This is a genomic window from Maledivibacter halophilus (assembly GCF_900167445.1).
Classification (GTDB): Bacteria; Bacillota; Clostridia; order Peptostreptococcales; family Caminicellaceae; genus Maledivibacter; species Maledivibacter halophilus.
The window spans coordinates 13,995-34,168 of record NZ_FUZT01000023.1; the positions used below are offsets into that span (position 1 = coordinate 13,995).

Genomic DNA, 20,174 nt, shown 5'->3' on the forward strand with positions numbered 1-20,174 from the left:
TACCTATGAAAAGACTTTTAAGAACTAAGGGCATTTATATATTCTTAATAATATTTACAACATTATTTTTATTCAGTGGGTGTGCATCTAAGAAGGATATATCAAGAAATAACGAGATAAAAATAGCAGAGCAATATGGACTAGCTTATGCTCCAATTCAAATAATGAAGTATAAAGAAATACTGGAAAAGAATTTACCAGAAGTTGAAATAACATGGAAACAAATGGGTAATACTGCTGCAATAAGAGAGGGAATGATATCAAATCAGGTAGATGTTGGATTTATGGCTATTCCGCCATTTATGATTGGATGGGATAAGGGTATGGACTGGAAAATAGCCAGTGGATTATCTTCCATGCCTGTTGGTTTAGTTACCTATAAAAATGATATAAAATCAATAGAGGATTTTACAATTGATGATAGAATTGCTTTGCCCCAGCCCGGTAGCATTCAACATATATTACTATCAATGGCTAGTGAAAAGACTTTTAATGATGCTAGCAAATTAGATAATTTATTAGTTACTATGGCCCACCCTGATGGTATGAATGCTTTATTAGCCAGAAAAGATATAACTGCTCACTTTACCTCCCCACCTTATATTTTTAAGGAGTTAGAAAATGAAGGTTTTCATCAAATCCTAACTGGAGAAGAGGCTATGGGCAAGGATTTTACTTTTATTGTTGGGGTAAGTACAAAGGAGTTTCATGATAAAAACCCTAATACCTATAAAGCCTTTGTAAAATCATTACATGAGGCAATTGATTTTATAAATGCTAATCCCCAGGAGGCTGCAGATATTTTAGCTGATGAATATAATTTACCGAAGGAAGAAGTATTAAGCTATATAACAGCAGATGGTACAGTGTATAGTTCATCGGTAAAGGGTTTAAAGGATTTTGCTGATTTTATGAAAAGAAATAATTATTTATCAAAATCCTTTGAAAATGCAAATGAAATATTATGGGAAGATGTTAGATATGAGAAATAAGATACTTCATAATAAATATATTTTGAGATTTTTATGGATACTAGTACTGGCTGTGATATGGCAAGGTATTGCCTTAAGTCAGGTTTTTAATCCTGCTTCTTTTCCAAGGATAGAGAAAATACTATATTCTCTAATACATGATGCAGTAAAGGGAGATATAATTTTTCAAACACTATTTTCTTTAGGTCTTATTTTTAAGGGATTAGTGTTTGGACTACTGATTGCTATAATATTATCTGGACTTTCAATGGTATCCAAGGTATTTGAAGGTTTTGTTGAAACAATCATAGCTGTTGCCCATCCACTGCCGGGTATAGCATTACTTCCATTGGTTATTCTTTGGATTGGGGTAGGAGAAGGTGCAATTATATTTATTATAATACATTCAGTAATATGGCCCTTGATACTAAATTTGCTTACGGGGTTTAGGGCGATTCCTAAAATATATAAGGAAATAGGAAGAAATTATGAATTAAATACTATAGGCATTATTCGATATATATTAGTTCCTGCTGCATTCCCTCATTTTATTACAGGATTAAAGATAGGCTGGGCAAGGGCTTGGAGAGCTGTTATAAGTGCGGAAATGGTTTTTGGTGCAGCCGGAGGAGCAGGGGGCCTTGGATGGTTTATATTTAAGAAAAGAGTTTTTATGGATACTCCCGGACTATTTGGAGGATTAATAGTTATTATATTTATTGGAATAACAATAGAGGATTTATTTTTTGATAGACTTGAAAAAATGACTATTAGAAAATGGGGGATGTCTATATGATTTCATTACTTGAAATAAAGGATTTGTCTAAATTTTTCATAAAAGACAAAGAAAAAGTAAATGTATTAAATAAAGTAAGTTTTTACGTAAAAAAGGGAGAATTTTTATCTGTAGTGGGGCCTTCTGGATGTGGTAAATCAACTCTATTGGGTTTGATTGCAGGATTTGATAAATATGATGAAGGAAGTATAATCTTGAAGGGCAAAAAAATATTAAAGCCAAGCTCCAATCGTATTATGGTATTTCAAGATTTTAATCAGCTTTTTCCATGGAAAACTATTCTTCAAAATGTTTTATTTCCATTGAATATTAACAAAAAACAAATAGCATTAAATAAGAGAATACAGTTAGCCAAAAATTATTTAAAAATGGTTAAGCTAGAAGGATATGAGGATTATTATCCTCATGAAGTATCTGGAGGTATGAAACAGAGAGCTGCTATTGCGAGGGCTCTAGCCATAAAACCTGAGGTTTTATTAATGGATGAGCCCTTTGGCAGTCTAGATGTTCAGACACGTATAAATCTGCAAAGTATTTTAATTGAATTGTGGAAAGAAATAGAATCCACTATTATTTTTGTTACCCATGATATAGAAGAAGCAGTCATATTATCAGATAGGATAATAGCAATGGGCAGATCACCTAGCAGTATTAGGGATATAATAGTCAATAATTTGGATAGGCCTAGGGACAGATTAAGCACTGAATTTATTGAAAAAGCAAAAGAAATTTATGATAAAGTGAGAGAATAACAAGTTTTCTTTGAGCTTGCTATTCTCTCACTTTATATATTTTTATCCACCAATCCCTTGTGTTAATATATCTCGCAATTCTAATACCATAGATATTATCTTTAAATTCATGTACTAGATTACATTTTGTATTTAAAAAATTTTGCATGTCATCATAATAAAAATATAGATTGCCATATATTCCGTTCCATACAGGTCTATTGTTATATATAAAATCCATTTCATCAGAATATACTATATATTCAATATCGTGGCTGTATATATAATCTGAAAAGCTAATGTTATTTTCGTCTAAAAAAGAAAGATTTCTATAATCATATAGCTTTCCATTTTCAAAATAGTATTCACTATTAAGATTAGCTAGAACAGAGTCGTTCTTTTTTACAAATTTTCCTATTTCATTGAGATAATTATCATAGCTTGTGTTTAAGTATGGGTATATATTACTGACTGTAGTAATAAGAAGAACGACAGTTATAAAAACTCCATATAATGGTTTCCATTTTCTAAAATCCTTTAGCATATAAATATAAGTTGTTAATATATAAAATGGTGGAAATAAGAATATCATGCTGGTTGCATTAAATCTGCCTATCATAATTATTCCTATATTTATAGCTAAGATAATTAAAACAATGGAAAGTAAATTTTCCTTTTTAAATTTATCTTTAATGAAGAATAGCTTGATAAAGGTTGTAAATAATACTAAAGCAAATAAGTAAAACTGAAATTTAATATTGGGTGTATAATATGTTCCACTAATACCATAATAGAGCTTTAAATAAAAATTTTTTATTTGTTTAATCTTAGAGGTAATAGGACTTAATACACCAAATTGATTTCCATAACTACTATAATTACTTAAAAAGTTTGGATCGAATTTAAAACTGAGAAAGACAAAAAATAATGCAAATAGAGAAACTATAGCAATATATATTATAAGATTTTTAATTTTCAATTTCTTAGTAATAAAAATATGATATAAATATAAAAGGCCAAAGGGAAGAGATATGATAAAGCTGTTAGGATGTATACCTATACTTAACCCTACTAAAATACCTATTATTATGTCTCTATAATAATTATCAGTTTTATTATTTTTATAAAAACTATATAGACCTAATATAAGAATAAAAAGCAATATTATTTCTTGTCTGGCAAAATGTGATGCATATATAAACTGAACATCTATAGATAATAAGAAGGTTGAAAACAGAGCAAATTTTTTTGATTTAAGTAAGAGATAGCAAAGTTTGTAAAAAAAGAATAATGTTATAGTTCCAAATATTAAAGATATCAATCTAAAGGTGAAAATACTGTAACCAAATATTTTTAAGAAAAATATTTGTGTTGAGTGAAATAGGATTTTAATGGCATGGGGATGTCTTTTATATAAGTCAAAAAATGTTTCCGTTACAGAAAAACTTTTTTTCTCCAAAATATTTCTGGATAAACCACTAAGCCAAGGCTCATCAGAGTGAATAAAGGGAAATCTATTTAGAAATATTAAATTTATTATAAAATAAAATATTAAAAGTCCTATAATAGTTCTTTTGTTTAAACTGAATTTAATTTTAAACATTTTTTCACCTCATAATATAAGTATTCTCTATTTATGAATTAATCTATTGTGATAGTAAATCAATTTTTTTCTAAAATATTATTTAGGGAGTATTAATATTTCCTTTTCGTTCATGCTATAAACCTGTTTTTTTATATGATTTTTAAGGGGAAAACAGGTTTATAAAAATCACTCAAATGAAATATTAATACTCCCGAGATAATAACTAGCATAGAGAGTTAAATTAATAATAAACAACTTTAACACCTTTGTTCATTATATCATCTCTTTTAGATTATATTATCACAAAGATCATATTTGATAATGTAATACTATATTTCAAATACCTATAACAAATATCTTTGGGATTAAAGTATAATTATAGTTGTATATAAATTAACAAATTCTTTAGGTGTTTTATTAAAAAATAAACAAGAACGGAGGAATAAAATGAAAAGATTGTTTAAATTATCATTATTTGTACTTATAATGGCGATTATGTTCATAAATGTTGGATGTAGTTCATTTACCGGAGAAACAGGAACAGAAATCATTGATGCAAAGGAAGCACTAGAGCTATTTAATCAAGAAAATGTTGTAGTGGTTGATGCTCAGAATTCTGAAGGTTATTTATATAACCACGTTAAGAATTCTATTAATATTAGTAGATCCGACATAGTAATTAATGAACCTGTACCAAATTTATTGGCTCCAAAACAACAAATTGAAGAAGTTATGGGCTCAAAGGGCATTTCTAATAATTCTACAGTTGTAATTTATGATAATAACAATAATATGGATTCAGCAAGATTGTGGTGGTCTTTGAAGGTCTATGGACATGAGAATGTTAAGGTTGTGAGTGGAGGAATAAAGGCCTTAGTCAATGCTGGTGCTGAAATGACCAAAGAATTACCGAGTATTGAACCGGTACAATATTTGGCCAAGGATAAAAACACTGACATGATTGCAACTGTTGAGGATGTGAAATCCCAGATTAATGATCCTAAAAAGAATGTGATGTTATTAGATACTCGGTCTCAGGAAGAATATGATGCAGGAACTATTCCGAGCTCTATATTAATTAATTATGTTGATAACAATCATGAAGATGGCACATATAAATCAGTTTCTGATATTCAAGCAATGTACTTAGATGCAGGGCTAATACCAGAGGATACTGCTATTATGTATTGCAAAACTTCCATTAGAGGTGCTCAAACTTACCTGGCACTTTATAATGCAGGATATAGAAATCTTAAATTATATGACGGCGCCTGGGTTCAATGGTCTAAGGATACATCTTTACCAGTACAGATGCCAGATAATAGCGAAGTAGAGATAAATCAACAGGATAATTCTTAATAATATAATTATATTGAAAAACATTAAAGGCCCTGAGTTCTTTATATAAAGAATTTAGTGCCTTTAGTTTTATTTTAAATTAACTTGTTTTGATAATAAATTTAATATTATTGTTTGTTATTAAATTTTCTTATCCTGTATTGTTTATTCCGAGTATAGAAGTATTAGAATCTATGCTATAATTAATCGTGTTAAAATAATAACATATAAGAGAGGGGATTTATAAGATTATGAAAAAATTTAAAGTTATATTTTTGATTTTAGTATTAACATTGGCATTAAGTGTTGCAGGTTGTAGTTCAACTACAGAATCAGAGCAAGCAACAGAAGAAGTTCCAGCTACAGAACAAGATGCAAATCAAGATGCAAATCAAGATACAGAGTCATCTACAACTAGTGATGAGGATGTTTTAGCTCAAGCTGTAAATGATTATTATACTAATATGGGTGAAGACATCTATAAGATTCCTCAAGATAAGTTTGTAGAGAAGGTTAAAGCTGGAGAGGATATGTTTATATTAGATATAAGACAACCGGATGTATATGGTGAAGGACATGTAAAAGGCGCTGTTAATGCTCCTTGGGGAACAGCTATAAGTGAAAATCTTGATAAGCTACCAAGAAGTAAACCAATAATGGTATATTGCTATACTGGACAAACAGCAGGTCAAACAGTTGCACTACTAAATATGGCAGGTTTTGATGCTAAGTCTGTTAACTTAGGTTGGAATCTAGGAATTTCAAAGGTTGAAGGAGTAAAGGATATAACTGAAACAAATGCTAATGAATTTGGTCAGCCAACAGGAATTGAAATTGATCCAGAAATTAAAGAAGCAGTAGATAAGTATTTTAGCGGTCTTGAAGATTTAAAGGGAAGCACATATGCTAATTATAAGATAAGTGAAGACAATGCTAAAAAGCTTCTAGATGAAGAAAATAGCAGTATTATGTTTTTATCAATAAGATCAGCAGATGACTTTGCGAAGGGACATATTCAAGGTGCAGTTAACATTCCATTTGGAACAGAAATGCATAAAGAATTCAATACGTTACCAAAGGATAAAAAGATTATAGTTTATTGTTACACAGGCCAAACAGCAGGACAAACTGTGGCAGCACTAAGATTATTAGGATATGATGCTGTATCATTGAATGGTGGTACAGGAATGAGAGCAAATGAACCGCAAGGATGGACAAATAAGGGATTTCCATTAGTGAAATAAATAATCTAGAAAGATTCAATACTAATGGTTTGGCAGGTAGTGTATTGAATACCTGCCTCTTTTGTTTTTGGATTTAAGTCTTTTAATTAAAAGTCATTACCACTTATGTTAGGTAAATAACAAACAACTATATTGGATAACGATTTCAAATAGCCGAAAAATCTTTCCATAATATATAATTATAATAAAGATTTATGATTTAATAGATAAATTAATTATAGAAGATATTGTTTAAAAGGAGGTAAAAAAATGAAAAAGATAGAGAATATTTTAGGGTTCATAGGGATTTTATTAGTGGCAATTTTAGGTAATACACTTTTAAAAACAGATATGTTATTTTTTAGACTTTTAATAGGCGTAGGATTTGGATACGTATTAACTAGAGCTTACACAGGATTTGCAGGTAGTGTTAATCGTGCTTATAATACTGGTTCAACTAAATTAATGAGAACTCTAATGGTTATGTTTTTCATTTCAGCTTTAGTGACTACAGCATTTTTATTTAAAGGAGATCCTACCAGCTACAATCTTTGGATAAATCCTATTAACTTAGGATTAGTTTTAGGAGGATTGCTATTTGGATTTGGTATGTCATTTTCTTCATGCTGTGCTTCTGGAGTACTTACTGATTTAGTAACAGGTTTACCTAGAGCTTTTGTTACACTAATTTTCTTTAGTTTAGGAGTATTCATTGGATTTCCTATGCAAAGGACTGCAGGATGGGTTAGAAGATCTTGGTTTTCTACATCAGTGGGAGAAGAATTATCTGGAGGGGTGTATCTACCAGATCTTTTTAAATGGGATGGCCTTGAAGGATATTTAGGAGCAATCATAGTGACAGGGATATTCTGCTGTTTAGTGATTTATTTCTCTTATATTTATGAAAAACATCGTAAGGAAAACAACACCTATATTGGTCATGCTATGGAAAAGAAACAGGATAGCTGTGAAAGATATGATAGTAAAAATTATAGATTTTTTAGTACTGAAACTTATAATCGTTTCTTTGTAAATCCTTGGACTTTAAAACAAGGGGCAGTAGTTATTACTATATTATTTACTTTGTTAATGGGTATAACAAAGGCCGGATGGGGAGCTTCTACTCCATATGGTATCTGGTTTGGTAAATTTTTAATGGTTTTAAAGGTTCCTGTTGAATCAATTACAGCCTTTACAAAAGTTTCATCAGGGTCTTTTAAATTGCCATTCTTTGAGCATCCAATCGCAGTACAAAATGTTGGAATTATATTTGGAACTATGATTTACCTATTAACAGCCGGTAAGTTTAAAGAAACCTTTATGTCAGAAATGAACATAACTAAAAGAGAGGTATTACTGTTTGCACTAGGGGGCATCACAATGGGGCTAGGTACTCGTCTTTCTAACGGTTGTAATGTAGGAGCATTATATACTCCGATTGCTAACTTTTCTCTTTCAGGCTGGATATTTTTAATTTTTATGGTCTTAGGTGGCATTGCTGGTAATGCATTTGCTAAGAAATTAAGTACTAGTAAAAAATTAAGTACTAGCAAATAAGGACATCAAATTTAAATTTATAATATTAAGTTATATATATCGTGTATTCTGGTTTTATATTTGTATAACTAGTTAAATTGATAATAATTAAGGAGGATATATTATGAGTAAAAGAATTTTAGTTATTGGTGGAGTGGCAGGAGGAGCTTCAGCAGCAGCAAGAGCAAGAAGAATTGATGAATCAGCAGAAATAATTATGTTTGAGAGAGGACCAAATGTTTCTTTTTCTAACTGTGCATTGCCATTTCATTTAAGTGGAATAGTTGAAAAAAGTGAAGATTTAGTTTTAATGTGCCCAGAAAAATTCAAAAGCCAATATAATATTGAAGCAAGAGTTAATAGTGAAGTTACTAAGATAAAAAGAGAAGATAAAAAAATAGTAGTAAAGAATTTAGAAACTGGAGAAGAATATGAGGAATCTTACGATAAGTTAGTATTATCTCCGGGAGCAAATCCAATACGTCCTAGAAGTATTGAAGGAATAAATGGTTCTAATGTATTTACTGTAAGAAATGTAGTAGATATTAAGAAACTTAATGATTATATTGTAAACAATAATATAGAAGATATTGCAGTTGTTGGCGGTGGATTTATAGGAGTAGAGGTTGCCGAAAATCTACGTTTAGCAGGTAAAAATGTTAGCTTGATAGAAGCTCAAGACCAAATAATGGCACCGTTTGATTATGATATGGCTCAAATACTTCATAAAGAAATGATGGATAAGGGAATTAATCTTATATTAAGTGACGGAGTACAAAAAATTAACAAAGATTCAGTAGAGCTGCAATCAGGTAAAAGAGTGGATGCAAAGACTGTAATAATGGCAATAGGCGTTAGCCCTGAAACTAGCTTAGCAAAAGATGCTGATCTTGAAATAGGTGAAACTGGTGGAATCAAAGTGGATCATAATTATTTAACCAGTGATAAAGATATCTATGCTGTTGGTGATGCTATAGAGGTATATAACCGTCTAACCCATAAAAAATCAAGACTTGCCCTTGCAGGTCCAGCACAAAGACAAGCAAGAGCAGCAGCTGACCATATGTACAATATTCCCCATAGAAATAATGGAGTAATAGGGTCATCTGTAGTTCAGGTATTTGATCTAGGAGCGGCATCTACAGGATTAAACGAAAAAGCTGCAAAGGCAGCAGGAATTTCTTATGATTTCGTATACTTAATTCCTGGAGACAAAGTAGGGTTAATGCCTGAAAGTAATCCAATGCATTTTAAACTTATATATGAATATCCGACGGGGAAAATACTTGGAGCTCAGGCAATAGGAAAAGGTAATGTAGATAAAAGAGTAGATGTTATTGCAACATTGATTCTAATGGGAGGTACTTTAGAAGACTTAAAAGAATTAGAGTTATGTTATGCGCCATTATTTGGAACTGCAAAAGATGTAGTAAATCACGCAGCATTAGTGGCCCTAAACATATTAAATGGTCAGTTTAGACAAGTGCCTGTAACTAAGGTTAGAGAATTGGTAGAGGACAATGCATTTATTATAGATGTAAGGGAAAAAGATGAATACGAAGAGGGACATCTTAAAAATGCAGTTAACATTCCACTGAGTGAATTTAGAAATAGATTGGATGAAATTCCAAAGGATATACCAGTATATCTACATTGTCGTTCATCTCAAAGAAGCTATAATGCACTAATGGCTCTGCAAAATATGGGATACGATAATCTATATAATATCTCTGGTTCGTACCTAGGAATTTGCTGTTATGAATACTTCCAAGACCAAGTAACGGAAAGAGAAAAAATAGTTACAGAATATAACTTTGATTAGATGTTCTATTAGCTTGTCAGATTGAAAATTTTTCTAAGCAAAATACATCTTTAGTAAGGCCATTGAGTTTATACTCGGTGGCTCCTTTACTATTATATTTTGTTAAAAACTTATTCAATTTAATTTGTTTCACTATATAGATAACCAGATTAAAATTTATAATACTTTAAAGTTGGCTATCTTTATAACGGGAGGATAACTTATGGATTCAAATAAATATATAAATAGCTGTGAAAAGGAAATAAAAAAGAATAAAACCGAGAAAGTACTGACTGCAGTTACTTGGATCACAATTTTAGGCACATGGCATTTAATAACTAAATTCAAAGTGTTTTCATCGACTCTGGTACCATCACCATATGGAGTATGGACCACCTTCATTAGTATTTTAAATGATGGTTATAACAATGTTTCTTTATGGATACACCTTGGAGCCAGCTTTCAAAGGTTGTTTTTAGCTTTAGGACTTGCAATTATAACTGCAATTCCCATTGGACTACTAAGCGGATATTTCAGTAAAGTTAAAGCAATTGTTGATTCTATAGTTGAGTTTTATCGTCCCTTGCCACCCCTTGCTTATTATACACTACTTATATTATGGCTGGGTATTGATAATACATCAAAGGTAACCTTGTTGTTTTTGGCGGGTTTTGCACCTATATATATTGCTTGTGTATCTGCTGTTAGAAAAATCAATGAAGATTATATATTAAGTGCCAAATCTTTAGGAGCAGATCAAAAAAAGATATTTTTTAAAATAGTATTACCTGCATGCTTGCCCGATATTTTTACAGGTATTAGAACAGCTGTTGGATTATCCTATACTACTTTAGTTTCTGCTGAAATGATAGCTGCCACTTCAGGCATAGGATGGATGGTATTAGATGCATCGAATTTTTTGAAAAGCAATGTTATATTTGTAGGTATATTGATAATGGGCTTTACAGGCATATTGATAGACATTGGATTACGCTTCTTGGAAAAGAAGATTATCTTCTGGAAAGGCCAGGTATAAATTAAAAGAGAATAAAATGGAGGGACATATATGATAAAATTATTTAAGGGAATATTTCTAATTGTATTAGCAGTGATTTTAGTAGGTTCCTTTGTTGGGTGTGGTACTAATTCTGAAAAATCTACTGAAATACCAGAGAATTCATCATCATTACCTGAAGAAATAAATTTCGGTATTCTTCGAGTTCCTAATGATGAGACATTAGCAATGGCAGAAGGATTATTTGATAAGTATTTTACCGATAAAGGTATTAAATGTAATTTTATTGTCTTTGATTCAGGTGTGGATGCTAATAAAGCATTAGCATCAGGAAGTATTGATTTTGCAACCATGGGAAATACAAATTCTATTATTGCTTTATCTAAGGAAATTGAAGTAGAAATGATTTGGATTCATGAAGTCCTTGGAGAAATTGAAGCATTAGCAATTAAAAATAACTCAGGCATAGATAAAATAGAAGATCTTTCTGGAAAGAAAATTGCAACACCCTTTGCATCTACATCCCATTACATTTTATTAAATGTTCTTAAGGAGGCTGGCATTGATGATCAAGTACAGCTTTTGGATATGAAAACAGCAGAAATTGTTGCAGCTTGGGAAAGAGGAGATATAAAGGCTGCATATACCTGGCAGCCTTCTCTAGGGAATTTATTGCAAGATGGAAAGATACTCATCTCAAGCAAAGATATGGCCGATAAGGGATATATAACTGCTAATGTAGACGTTGTAAGAAAAGAATTTGCCAATAAATATCCTGATTTAGTTTCAGATTTTATAGCTTGTTTAGCAGAGGCAGCAGATATATATAGACAAAATCCAGAAGCTGCTGCAGCAATCATAGCAGAAGAACTTGAAATAACAAAAGAAGATGCATTATTACAGATGCAAGGGTCAACTTGGCATACGCCGGAAGAATTACTTAGCCAAGACTTTTTTGGAACAAGTGAGGAATCTGGTGCCTTTGCAGCTGTTATGAAAGATACATCAGATTTTTTACAGGATCAGGGATCTATTGAAAATTCTCCATCACAAGAAGAATTTAATGATTATGTAAACCCTTTATATATTGAGAAATATTTAGAAGAAGCTCCTAAAGAATAAAATAATTAATTCACTTGTTCTATCAATTTTCTTTTGTGTGATAGGTTAATATTTTAGAAAGGAATTGAAATAATGATAAATGAAAGAAATCAAGAAGTTTTAATAGATATCCAAAATCTAAAATCAATATACGGAACAAAGTCCAATTCCATTTTAGCATTAGACAATATAAACTTACAGATTAAACGAGGGGAATTTTTATGTATTTTGGGGCCATCTGGTTGTGGGAAAAGTACATTATTAAAAACTCTTGCCGGGTATATTAGACCCAGTAGTGGAGCTTGTCTTATGCAAGGAAAGCCTATCACAGGTCCTGATCGTCATAGAGGGGTTGTATTTCAGTCTCCTACTCTATATCCATGGATGAGCGTAAAGGATAATGTGGAATTTGGTCCCAAAATGAGGGAACTCCCAGCAAAAGAAATTGAAGAAATCAGAACTCATTTTTTAGAGCAGGTTAAATTAACTGGATTTAGTGAAAAAGCCACATTTGAACTTTCAGGAGGTATGAAACAGAGAGTGGCACTGGCAAGAGTTTTAGCTAACTATCCTCAGGTAATTCTTATGGATGAGCCCTTTGGAGCTTTAGATGCATTGACTAGGGTTAATATGCAGACATTGATCCGTGATATCTGGAAAGAAAATAATAGTACTATATTTTTAATTACCCACGATATAGATGAAGCATTATCACTTGGGACAAGGATTGTCATAATGTCTAAACGTCCTGGAAGGATATTAAAGGAGTTTAACATTGATTTTACCCATACAATATTTAATAATAACTTGAAGCATGTAATGTATAATGAAGAATATTTTAACCTAAAGAATGAAATTTTGGACATTATCAACAGCCAAATTGAGGAATAAAAATGTAGAAATATAGAATATAAAAAATCTCAATACTGTCAAAGTATTGAGATTTTTTATATTTCATATTTACAGTATTTTGTAGGATAGTAATAATTAAAAATCATTCTTCGGTTGCTTTAAAGTATTTTGTATAAGTAATTTTTATACTCATAATATTTTTTCATAAATACTATTAATTTTGTGAGAATAAGTTATAATTATAGATAAATATTTAACAATCAAATCTGATAACCTAAAAAAGGAGGTATGTGACATGTTGAAGCCCAAAAATTTATTGACATTAATTCTTGTATTAGCATTGGTTGTTGGTGCAGCTGGATGCACTACTACAAGTAATGAACAGCCCCAGTCACAAGAAGAACCCAAGCAGGAGCAGAGCCAGGAGGCAAGTAAAGATCAGTCTGAGGATATGGGATATGTTAATAGTGAAAGCTTAGTAGAAGCAGAAGAATTGAAAGATATGATTGATAAAGGTGAAGTTAAAGTAGTAGACTTTAGAGATGCAAAATTACCGGGAGGATACATACCAGGTGCAGTAAAAATATCTAGAGGGGATATTTCAGCCAAAGTAAATGATGTTAGTGGAATGATAGCTCCTAAGGAACAAATTGAAAAGGTTTTAGGAGAAGCAGGTATAACGAATGAAGACAAAGTAGTAATTTATGATGCAGACAAGGAGCTTTGGGCATCGAGACTTTGGTGGGTAATGAAGGTCTATGGACATGAAGATGTAAGATTACTCAATGGAGGATTAGATGCATGGGAAGCTGCAGGCTTTGAAACAGAGGCTACTGCAGATAAGGCTGAAGCTGTAACCTATACAGCAAAGGATGCTGATAATAGCTTAATAGCAGATTTAGATATGATTAAAAAGAGCTTTGATGATGCTAGTTATTTTGTGTTAGATACCCGTTCGGAAGAGGAATGGAAGGATGGGCGTATACCAGGGGCAGTTTGGGTAGAGTGGACAAATGCGTTAAATAAAGATGGAAGATATAAAAGCGCCGATGAATTAAGGAGGATTTATGAAGAGGCTGGCATAACAAAGGATAAAACTGCAATAATGCCCCATTGTAAGAGTGCTGTCAGATCAGCCCACACTTTATTTGTTTTGACAGAGCTGTTAGGATATGAAAATGTAAGAAATTATGATGGCTCATGGCTAGAATATGAAAAAAGTGGAGAAGAAATAGAAAAGTAATTAAAAAGATGTTAAGCCATTAAAGTGTTTATGGCTTAACCTTATTTTTATAATTAAGATGTGAGAAACTTGCATAATTAACATTATTAATTTTAAAATTCTTTACATGTATTATGTAATTTCCTCATGTACTTAAACATCAACATTTCCCCATGCTTTAAAAATAATTTCATTAAATCTATTTATATCTTTTATTTCAGTTGGAATATTTATCTTATAACCATTATTTGACGAGTTATCTATTTTGAGATAACCAGTTTTTAAATCTTCTGAAGTCGAAATGACATTTTGAATATTTTTATTGAATAGTTCAGGGTGAGTTATATATAAAGCCGCAACTATATCCCAATTATAAAAACCTTTAATTCCGAATTCCTTCATAATAAATTCAAACCAGTGGATTGTTTTATTTTTAATATATCTATATATTTTTTTTGAATCATTGTTCATTAGTTTTTTATATTCTTCTTCACCAAAGAGGGCTTGAAGGCAAATGTGTCCAGTTAATACTGTTACTTTGGCCTTAGAGCTTAAAACTTCATATGAAGCTTCAGGGTCGCATGAAAAGTTCAGTTCATCTAAATTCTTATTATTAATAATTAAAGGCTTAGTTATGCCGCCCATTAAAACGATTTCCTTTACATTTTCAAAAAAATAGCTATCTATTTCATATGCTCCTAATAAATTAGTTAAGGATCCCGTTGCCAAAATAGTTACTTTGCCGGGATGGGCATTTGCTGCTTTTGCTAAAAATTTAGAAGCTTCACTTTGCCTATTTTTCTGTGTCCCAGCTCCTTTATACAGAGGGATATTATTGATGTTTAAGTCATTGAAGATTTCTACCGTGTTATTGTAAACAGTATCAATATTACTGTTACCAAAGGTTGTAGTAACACCTAAAAGCTTAATATTTTTTCTGCCTAGTAAATATAACAAGGTAAGTCCATCATCAACATCACATTTATCTATTCCCATAGTATTGTCGCAATCGAATATTATTTTATACATATTTATAACCACCTTATTTTTAAATTAAAGTTGTTTATCTTTATAAAAAATTCACATTTTCATTTTAGCATATAAATTGGTAAAATATAAAGTATATTCCTATATAATATTTAGTTATTCTGTATAAACATTCTAAATACGAAATACTTTTCCAATTGATATATAATATATATGATGGATTGACTAGAATTTAACATACTAAGATTAAAAGATGTAATCTTAGTTGAGAAAATTGCATAACTATGATTTGGCAGAATTGTACAATATATATGGTATGACTTAGAAGATTTTGAAACTATATGATAGTAGATGATTTTTGCGAAAGGTAATTAAGCAATTTGCTCAGTTGTTTATATGTTTGATCTATCATTTAGAAGGAGTGAAATAATTGTCTTCAAATAGAATAGAAGAATTAAAGAAAAAACGCCAATTAAAGTATGAAAAAAAGAAAAATCAAATTTTTAAAGGGATAGCACTTATTGTAATAGTTGGTTTTATATATTTAGTTTTCTTAAAGAACAATTTTACATATAGTGTGGTTTGGCTTATAGGACTATTAATAGGCTTCACTCTTCAAAAATCAAGATTTTGCTTTACTGCCAGCTTTAGGGATCCTATAATGGTTGGAAGCACCTCAATTCTTAAGGCTGTTATTATTGCTTTTATTATATCTACAATAGGTTTTGCGATTATTCAGTTTAGATTTTTAGAAGGTAATGTAAACATTAATCCTTCAAAAATACCAGGACAAATAGCACCAGTGGGTATTCATACAGCTTTGGGAGCAATATTATTTGGAATAGGAATGGTTATAGCTGGTGGCTGTGCCAGTGGAACTCTTATGAGGATAGGAGAAGGATTTACTTTACAATTAGTAGTATTAATTGGATTTATCTTTGGAAGTCTTTTAGGAGTAAGGAATTTTGAACTTTGGGATAAATTTTTTATAAGTAAATCACCTATTATATATATTCCTAATTATTTGGGGCTTCCTGTTTCTGCAGTTATACAAGTTTTTGTATTGATTATACTTTACTATTTAGCTGATGTTTATGATAAGAAAAATAATATGATGATAAGGTGATGTGGAGGTTTTTATATGTCAGAAGTAAGAATAGACTGTATGTATGAAGCATGTCCATTACCACTTCTTAAAGCACTTAAAAAGCTAAAGGAAATGGAAATAGGGCAAGTTTTAATAATGGAAACCGATCACAGCTGTTCAATAACAAATGTTGTTGAATGGGCTAAAAAACAAGGACATGAAGTAGATTATGCTGAGATTGGTGATGGAGAATGGGAAATATATATAGAAAAAAGAAAATAAAGGGTGATTAAATGAAAATTTTAAAGAGAATATTTAATAAACCTTGGCCCTATTTAGTTGGAGGAATAATTTTAGCAGCTTTAAATATAATTTTATTTGCTTTTTCTGGAGAACCTTGGAGAATAACTACAGGATTTTTATATTGGGGAATGGGAATATTAGAAAACTTGGGAGTAGATCATTCTAAATGGTACTATTTTAACGTATTTAGAAATGATATAACAAACCAAAGAGCTTTTTTCAATAATGAGTACACAATATTAAATTTGGGTTTAGTTTTTGGAGCTCTAATAGCAGCATTATTGGCTTCAGAGTTTAAGTGGAAAAGAATGAAAAATAAAAAGCAGTTGATATTTGGACTAATTGGTGGAGTTTTAATGGGATATGGAAGCAGATTGAGCTTTGGATGTAATATTGGTGCATACTTTAGTGCTGTGCCTTCTTTTTCTTTACATGGATGGGTATATGGAATATTCATGTTTATAGGTGCATTTATAGGGTCTAAGCTTCTATTCAAGTATTTATTATAAATAAATAAGATTGGCATTTAAAATAAATTTCAAATAGAATAATGGAGCTTTTTATATTTTTATTTTAAATTTATTAAACCTTAAAGTTGTGTATCTTTGTAAAAAGTTTTATAGGGAGGTACTTCATGAAAAAAATATTAACTATTTTATTTGCATTAATATTATCTTTAAATTTAGTGGCATGTACTAATAATTCAAATGAGATTGAAGAAAATGTTTTAGAGAAGGATTGGAATGAAATTTTAGAAAGAGCTAAGGGGACTACAGTCAACTTTTATGGTTGGGGTGGAAGTCAAAAGACTAATGAATGGCTGGATAATTTTGTTGGGAAAAGGCTTAAAGAAGAATACGATATAAATTTTAATAGAGTGCCAATGAATATTGATGATATTATAAATAAATTATTAGGAGAAAAACAGGTTGGGGCGAAGAATGGCACTATTGATGTGGTATGGATAAATGGTGAAAATTTCTATACTGCTAAAAGCAATGATTTATTATTAGGTCCATTTACTGACAAATTACCTAATTTCAATAAATATATAGATAAAGATTCTTCAGAGGTAAAATATGATTTTGGATTTAAAGTAGAAGGCTATGAAGTACCCTATGGAAAGGCTCAATTTGTTATGATTTACGATAAAGATAGACTAAAAGGAGCTCCTAAAAATCATAAAGAACTTCTTGAAATGGTTAAAAAGAATCCTGGAAAATTTACATATCCAGCGCCTCCAGATTTTACAGGGAGTGCATTTGTTAGGAATATAATATATGATGTTCTAGGCTATGAGCAATTTTTAACTTTAGAAGCCGACAAGGAGAGAATACAAGAGGAAATAGAACCGGCGATAGAATTTTTAAAGGAGTTAAAGCCCTACCTATGGAAGGAGGGAAAAACATATCCAGCTACCAATGCTCAATTAGATAATATGTTTTCAGATAATGAAGTTTTAATGACTATGAGCTATAATCCCAATTATGTTTCCGGTAAAATTACAACGGGGGAATTTCCAAAGAGCAGTAATTCGGCTATATTTGAAAAGGGAACAATAGGCAATACCCATTTCCTATCGATACCTTACAATGCACCAAATAAAGCAGGAGCCCTTGCTGTTATTAACTTCATTTTAAGCGTAGAAGCCCAAAGCTCAAAATATGATCCTAATAATTGGGGAGATTTACCTGTTCTAGATAATAGTAGGCTAAACGATGAAGAGAAGAAAGTTTTTGAAAATATTAAAATAGGAGAAGGTGCACTTCCACAAAGTATATTGCTTAATCATAGAGTTCCAGAAATGCCAGCTGATATAGTTCTAATAATTGAAGAGATATGGCAGGAGAATATTGCGGTAGAGGGTGAATAAGATTGATTAAGAAACTTAAGCCTTATATTATGTTAACCCCCGTCATGCTAATAATCTTGGGAATATTTGTAATGGGACTTATAATAGCTTTTTCACAAAGCTTAGGATATTTTCCAGTTGTTGGCTTGAAGGATTTTACTTTAAAATATTATAAAGAAGTATTGACAGATAAAAGCTTTTTAGATTCTTTTAAATTCAGTCTTTATATTTCATTTGTTTCATCTGTTTTAGCAGTTGTAATTGGGGTTTTACTGGCCTATTCTATTTTTCAAAGTAAGAATAAAAGGAAAGTGGAAGAAATAATATACAAATTGCCAATAATAGTTCCCCACTCAATAGCGGCGCTCCTTGTCTATAATATGATGGCCCAGAGTGGTGTTTTAAGTAGAATACTTTATTATTTAGGGTTTATTGAGGGACAGGGGCATTTTCCATCTTTGATATTTGATCGAAAAGGGATCGGTATAATTATTTCTTATCTTTGGAAGGAAATACCTTTTATTGCTATGGTTGTATACACTGTTTTAAGTAATATAAATGAAGATCTCTTTGATGCAGCATCAAATTTAGGTGCCAATAAAAGACAGGTTTTTTGGAAGATAATTCTTCCCTTGATACTGCCCAGTATCCTGTCATCATTTATAATTATTTTTGCATTTTCCTTTGGAGCTTTTGAAGTCCCTTATTTACTGGGGCCTACCACTCCAAAAACTTTACCTGTAAAGGCATATATTGAATATACCAATCCAGATTTAACCCATAGACCATATACCATGGTTATAAATATGATATTGACATTTTATTCATTAATTTTAGTATGGCTTTATAGTAAGAGCTTTAAGTTGATTTCAAGGTTTAACATTTAAATTATAGTTAGTGCATAGAGGGTGAGATTAAGGAGAAAGGAATAGACAAAAAGATGAAGAAAAAAGGCCTTATTTTTAAATGTATGATGTATGTTCTTATATTTTTGTTAATTTTTCCAATTGCAGTATTAGTCTTGTGGAGCTTTGTTAATATATGGCCCTGGCCCAAAGTGTTTCCCGACAACTTTGGTATAAGAGGATTTAAATATATATTTAATCCTTTAAATAATTCTTTAAAGATACTTTTCTTTAGTATATTTTTATCTAGTGTAGTTACATTTATTACTCTTTTAATGAGTATTCCTGCTGCAAAGGCTTTGGGAGTATATAAATTTAAAGGGAAAAGTTTTTTTAAGATATTAATTCTTGCTCCAATAATTGTTCCTCCTATAGCTGTTGCCATGGGAATACATTTTGTTTTTATTAAAATGGGATTAGCTAATACGTTTATAGGGGTTGTGCTGGTTCATTTAATTCCTTGTTTACCCTATGGAATAAGGATACTTACAAATGTATTTGAAATCATTGGTGAATCCATGGAAATGCAGGCAAGAGTTTTAGGAGCCAGTCCATTCCAAGCCTTCATAAAGATTACATTACCACTTATTGCCCCTGGCTTAATATCTGCAGCAACTTTGGTATTTATAGTTTCCTTTAGTCAATATTTTTTAACTTTTTTAATAGGTGGCGGACAAATTGTAACATTTTCTATGCTTATGTTTCCATACATCCAAAGTGGAGATAGAATGATGGCTTCATCATATAGCATAATATTTATTTTATCTACTTTTGGTATGCTTTTGATAATGGAAAAGCTGGTAAAGTTCTATTATAGAGGAAAAAATTATTTTTATATGTAGATAACTGAGGAAATTGCATAATACATG

Annotated in this window: 19 protein-coding genes; 17 read left to right on the forward strand and 2 right to left on the reverse strand. The window is 30.9% G+C overall.

Translation table 11 applies throughout. From position 1 onward, the window contains the following. The first annotated feature begins 5 nt into the window (after positions 1-5). Genes B5X81_RS25225 through B5X81_RS25235 form a run of 3 tightly spaced genes read left to right on the forward strand, consistent with a single transcriptional unit; the run spans position 6 to position 2,519 of the window. Complete coding sequence (locus B5X81_RS25225; protein ID WP_079495801.1) at positions 6-992, forward strand: ABC transporter substrate-binding protein; 987 nt, start codon at positions 6-8, stop codon at positions 990-992. Beyond that, positions 982-1,767 carry an ABC transporter permease gene (locus tag B5X81_RS25230; RefSeq protein WP_079495802.1) on the forward strand — a complete coding sequence of 262 codons (786 nt, stop codon included), beginning with the start codon at positions 982-984 and terminating at the stop codon, positions 1,765-1,767. Before B5X81_RS25225 ends, B5X81_RS25230 begins: the two co-directional genes overlap by 11 nt. After that, on the forward strand, positions 1,764-2,519 hold the full coding sequence (locus tag B5X81_RS25235) for an ABC transporter ATP-binding protein (RefSeq protein WP_079495803.1): 756 nt from the start codon (positions 1,764-1,766) through the stop codon (positions 2,517-2,519). Before B5X81_RS25230 ends, B5X81_RS25235 begins: the two co-directional genes overlap by 4 nt. Before the next feature lie 19 nt (positions 2,520-2,538). Here B5X81_RS25235 and B5X81_RS25240 read toward each other — a convergent pair whose 3' ends face one another. Further along, positions 2,539-4,101, reverse strand: a complete 1,563-nt coding sequence (locus tag B5X81_RS25240) for an ArnT family glycosyltransferase (protein ID WP_079495804.1) — start codon at positions 4,099-4,101, stop codon at positions 2,539-2,541. 429 nt (positions 4,102-4,530) lie between these two features. On the opposite strand from B5X81_RS25240, the gene B5X81_RS25245 reads away from it, so the two are divergent. The 8 genes from B5X81_RS25245 (at position 4,531) to B5X81_RS25280 (ending at position 14,192) form a co-directional block, all read left to right on the forward strand. After that, a complete protein-coding gene (locus B5X81_RS25245) occupies positions 4,531-5,442 on the forward strand; it encodes a sulfurtransferase (RefSeq protein ID WP_079495805.1) in 912 nt (303 codons plus the stop codon). 230 nt (positions 5,443-5,672) lie between these two features. Continuing rightward, entirely contained in the window at positions 5,673-6,665 is a 993-nt protein-coding gene (locus tag B5X81_RS25250) for a rhodanese-like domain-containing protein (RefSeq protein ID WP_079495806.1), read from the forward strand. Between the two features lie 249 nt (positions 6,666-6,914). Then, positions 6,915-8,201, forward strand: coding sequence for a YeeE/YedE family protein (locus B5X81_RS25255; protein WP_079495807.1), 1,287 nt, complete (start codon positions 6,915-6,917; stop codon positions 8,199-8,201). Positions 8,202-8,304: 103 nt separating this feature from the next. Then, positions 8,305-10,002, forward strand: a complete 1,698-nt coding sequence (locus tag B5X81_RS25260) for an FAD-dependent oxidoreductase (protein ID WP_079495808.1) — start codon at positions 8,305-8,307, stop codon at positions 10,000-10,002. 202 nt (positions 10,003-10,204) lie between these two features. Beyond that, positions 10,205-11,017: an ABC transporter permease gene (locus B5X81_RS25265; protein WP_079495809.1), complete on the forward strand. Its 813-nt coding sequence runs from the start codon at positions 10,205-10,207 to the stop codon at positions 11,015-11,017. Positions 11,018-11,047: 30 nt separating this feature from the next. Then, positions 11,048-12,118 carry a taurine ABC transporter substrate-binding protein gene (locus B5X81_RS25270; protein WP_079495810.1) on the forward strand — a complete coding sequence of 357 codons (1,071 nt, stop codon included), beginning with the start codon at positions 11,048-11,050 and terminating at the stop codon, positions 12,116-12,118. 72 nt (positions 12,119-12,190) lie between these two features. Beyond that, positions 12,191-12,988, forward strand: a complete 798-nt coding sequence (locus tag B5X81_RS25275) for an ABC transporter ATP-binding protein (protein ID WP_079495811.1) — start codon at positions 12,191-12,193, stop codon at positions 12,986-12,988. A 256-nt stretch (positions 12,989-13,244) separates the two neighbouring features. Next, positions 13,245-14,192, forward strand: coding sequence for a sulfurtransferase (locus tag B5X81_RS25280; RefSeq protein ID WP_079495812.1), 948 nt, complete (start codon positions 13,245-13,247; stop codon positions 14,190-14,192). Positions 14,193-14,324: 132 nt separating this feature from the next. On the opposite strand, the gene B5X81_RS25285 is transcribed toward B5X81_RS25280, so the two are convergent. Beyond that, complete coding sequence (locus tag B5X81_RS25285; protein WP_079495813.1) at positions 14,325-15,200, reverse strand: nucleoside hydrolase; 876 nt, start codon at positions 15,198-15,200, stop codon at positions 14,325-14,327. Positions 15,201-15,588: 388 nt separating this feature from the next. Here B5X81_RS25285 and B5X81_RS25290 point away from each other — a divergent pair, with 388 nt between their 5' ends. The 6 genes from B5X81_RS25290 (at position 15,589) to B5X81_RS25315 (ending at position 20,147) form a co-directional block, all read left to right on the forward strand. Then, complete coding sequence (locus B5X81_RS25290; RefSeq protein WP_208985135.1) at positions 15,589-16,284, forward strand: YeeE/YedE thiosulfate transporter family protein; 696 nt, start codon at positions 15,589-15,591, stop codon at positions 16,282-16,284. 15 nt (positions 16,285-16,299) lie between these two features. Then, a complete protein-coding gene (locus B5X81_RS25295; RefSeq protein WP_079495814.1) occupies positions 16,300-16,527 on the forward strand; it encodes a sulfurtransferase TusA family protein in 228 nt (75 codons plus the stop codon). 11 nt (positions 16,528-16,538) lie between these two features. Continuing rightward, positions 16,539-17,057: a YeeE/YedE family protein gene (locus B5X81_RS25300; protein WP_079495815.1), complete on the forward strand. Its 519-nt coding sequence runs from the start codon at positions 16,539-16,541 to the stop codon at positions 17,055-17,057. Positions 17,058-17,182: 125 nt separating this feature from the next. Beyond that, positions 17,183-18,421, forward strand: coding sequence for an ABC transporter substrate-binding protein (locus B5X81_RS25305; RefSeq protein ID WP_079495816.1), 1,239 nt, complete (start codon positions 17,183-17,185; stop codon positions 18,419-18,421). 2 nt (positions 18,422-18,423) lie between these two features. After that, positions 18,424-19,287, forward strand: coding sequence for an ABC transporter permease (locus B5X81_RS25310; protein WP_079495817.1), 864 nt, complete (start codon positions 18,424-18,426; stop codon positions 19,285-19,287). A gap of 53 nt (positions 19,288-19,340) precedes the next feature. Beyond that, complete coding sequence (locus B5X81_RS25315) at positions 19,341-20,147, forward strand: ABC transporter permease (protein WP_079495818.1); 807 nt, start codon at positions 19,341-19,343, stop codon at positions 20,145-20,147. The last annotated feature ends 27 nt before the right edge of the window (positions 20,148-20,174 follow it).

Coding starts and splice junctions, on each gene's coding strand:
- B5X81_RS25225 (WP_079495801.1), top strand. CDS start 6: ATGAAAAGACTTTTAAGAACTAAGGGCATTTATATATTCTTAATAATA.
- B5X81_RS25230 (WP_079495802.1), top strand. CDS start 982: ATGAGAAATAAGATACTTCATAATAAATATATTTTGAGATTTTTATGG.
- B5X81_RS25235 (WP_079495803.1), top strand. CDS start 1,764: ATGATTTCATTACTTGAAATAAAGGATTTGTCTAAATTTTTCATAAAA.
- B5X81_RS25240 (WP_079495804.1), bottom strand. CDS start 4,101: ATGTTTAAAATTAAATTCAGTTTAAACAAAAGAACTATTATAGGACTT.
- B5X81_RS25245 (WP_079495805.1), top strand. CDS start 4,531: ATGAAAAGATTGTTTAAATTATCATTATTTGTACTTATAATGGCGATT.
- B5X81_RS25250 (WP_079495806.1), top strand. CDS start 5,673: ATGAAAAAATTTAAAGTTATATTTTTGATTTTAGTATTAACATTGGCA.
- B5X81_RS25255 (WP_079495807.1), top strand. CDS start 6,915: ATGAAAAAGATAGAGAATATTTTAGGGTTCATAGGGATTTTATTAGTG.
- B5X81_RS25260 (WP_079495808.1), top strand. CDS start 8,305: ATGAGTAAAAGAATTTTAGTTATTGGTGGAGTGGCAGGAGGAGCTTCA.
- B5X81_RS25265 (WP_079495809.1), top strand. CDS start 10,205: ATGGATTCAAATAAATATATAAATAGCTGTGAAAAGGAAATAAAAAAG.
- B5X81_RS25270 (WP_079495810.1), top strand. CDS start 11,048: ATGATAAAATTATTTAAGGGAATATTTCTAATTGTATTAGCAGTGATT.
- B5X81_RS25275 (WP_079495811.1), top strand. CDS start 12,191: ATGATAAATGAAAGAAATCAAGAAGTTTTAATAGATATCCAAAATCTA.
- B5X81_RS25280 (WP_079495812.1), top strand. CDS start 13,245: ATGTTGAAGCCCAAAAATTTATTGACATTAATTCTTGTATTAGCATTG.
- B5X81_RS25285 (WP_079495813.1), bottom strand. CDS start 15,200: ATGTATAAAATAATATTCGATTGCGACAATACTATGGGAATAGATAAA.
- B5X81_RS25295 (WP_079495814.1), top strand. CDS start 16,300: ATGTCAGAAGTAAGAATAGACTGTATGTATGAAGCATGTCCATTACCA.
- B5X81_RS25300 (WP_079495815.1), top strand. CDS start 16,539: ATGAAAATTTTAAAGAGAATATTTAATAAACCTTGGCCCTATTTAGTT.
- B5X81_RS25305 (WP_079495816.1), top strand. CDS start 17,183: ATGAAAAAAATATTAACTATTTTATTTGCATTAATATTATCTTTAAAT.
- B5X81_RS25315 (WP_079495818.1), top strand. CDS start 19,341: ATGAAGAAAAAAGGCCTTATTTTTAAATGTATGATGTATGTTCTTATA.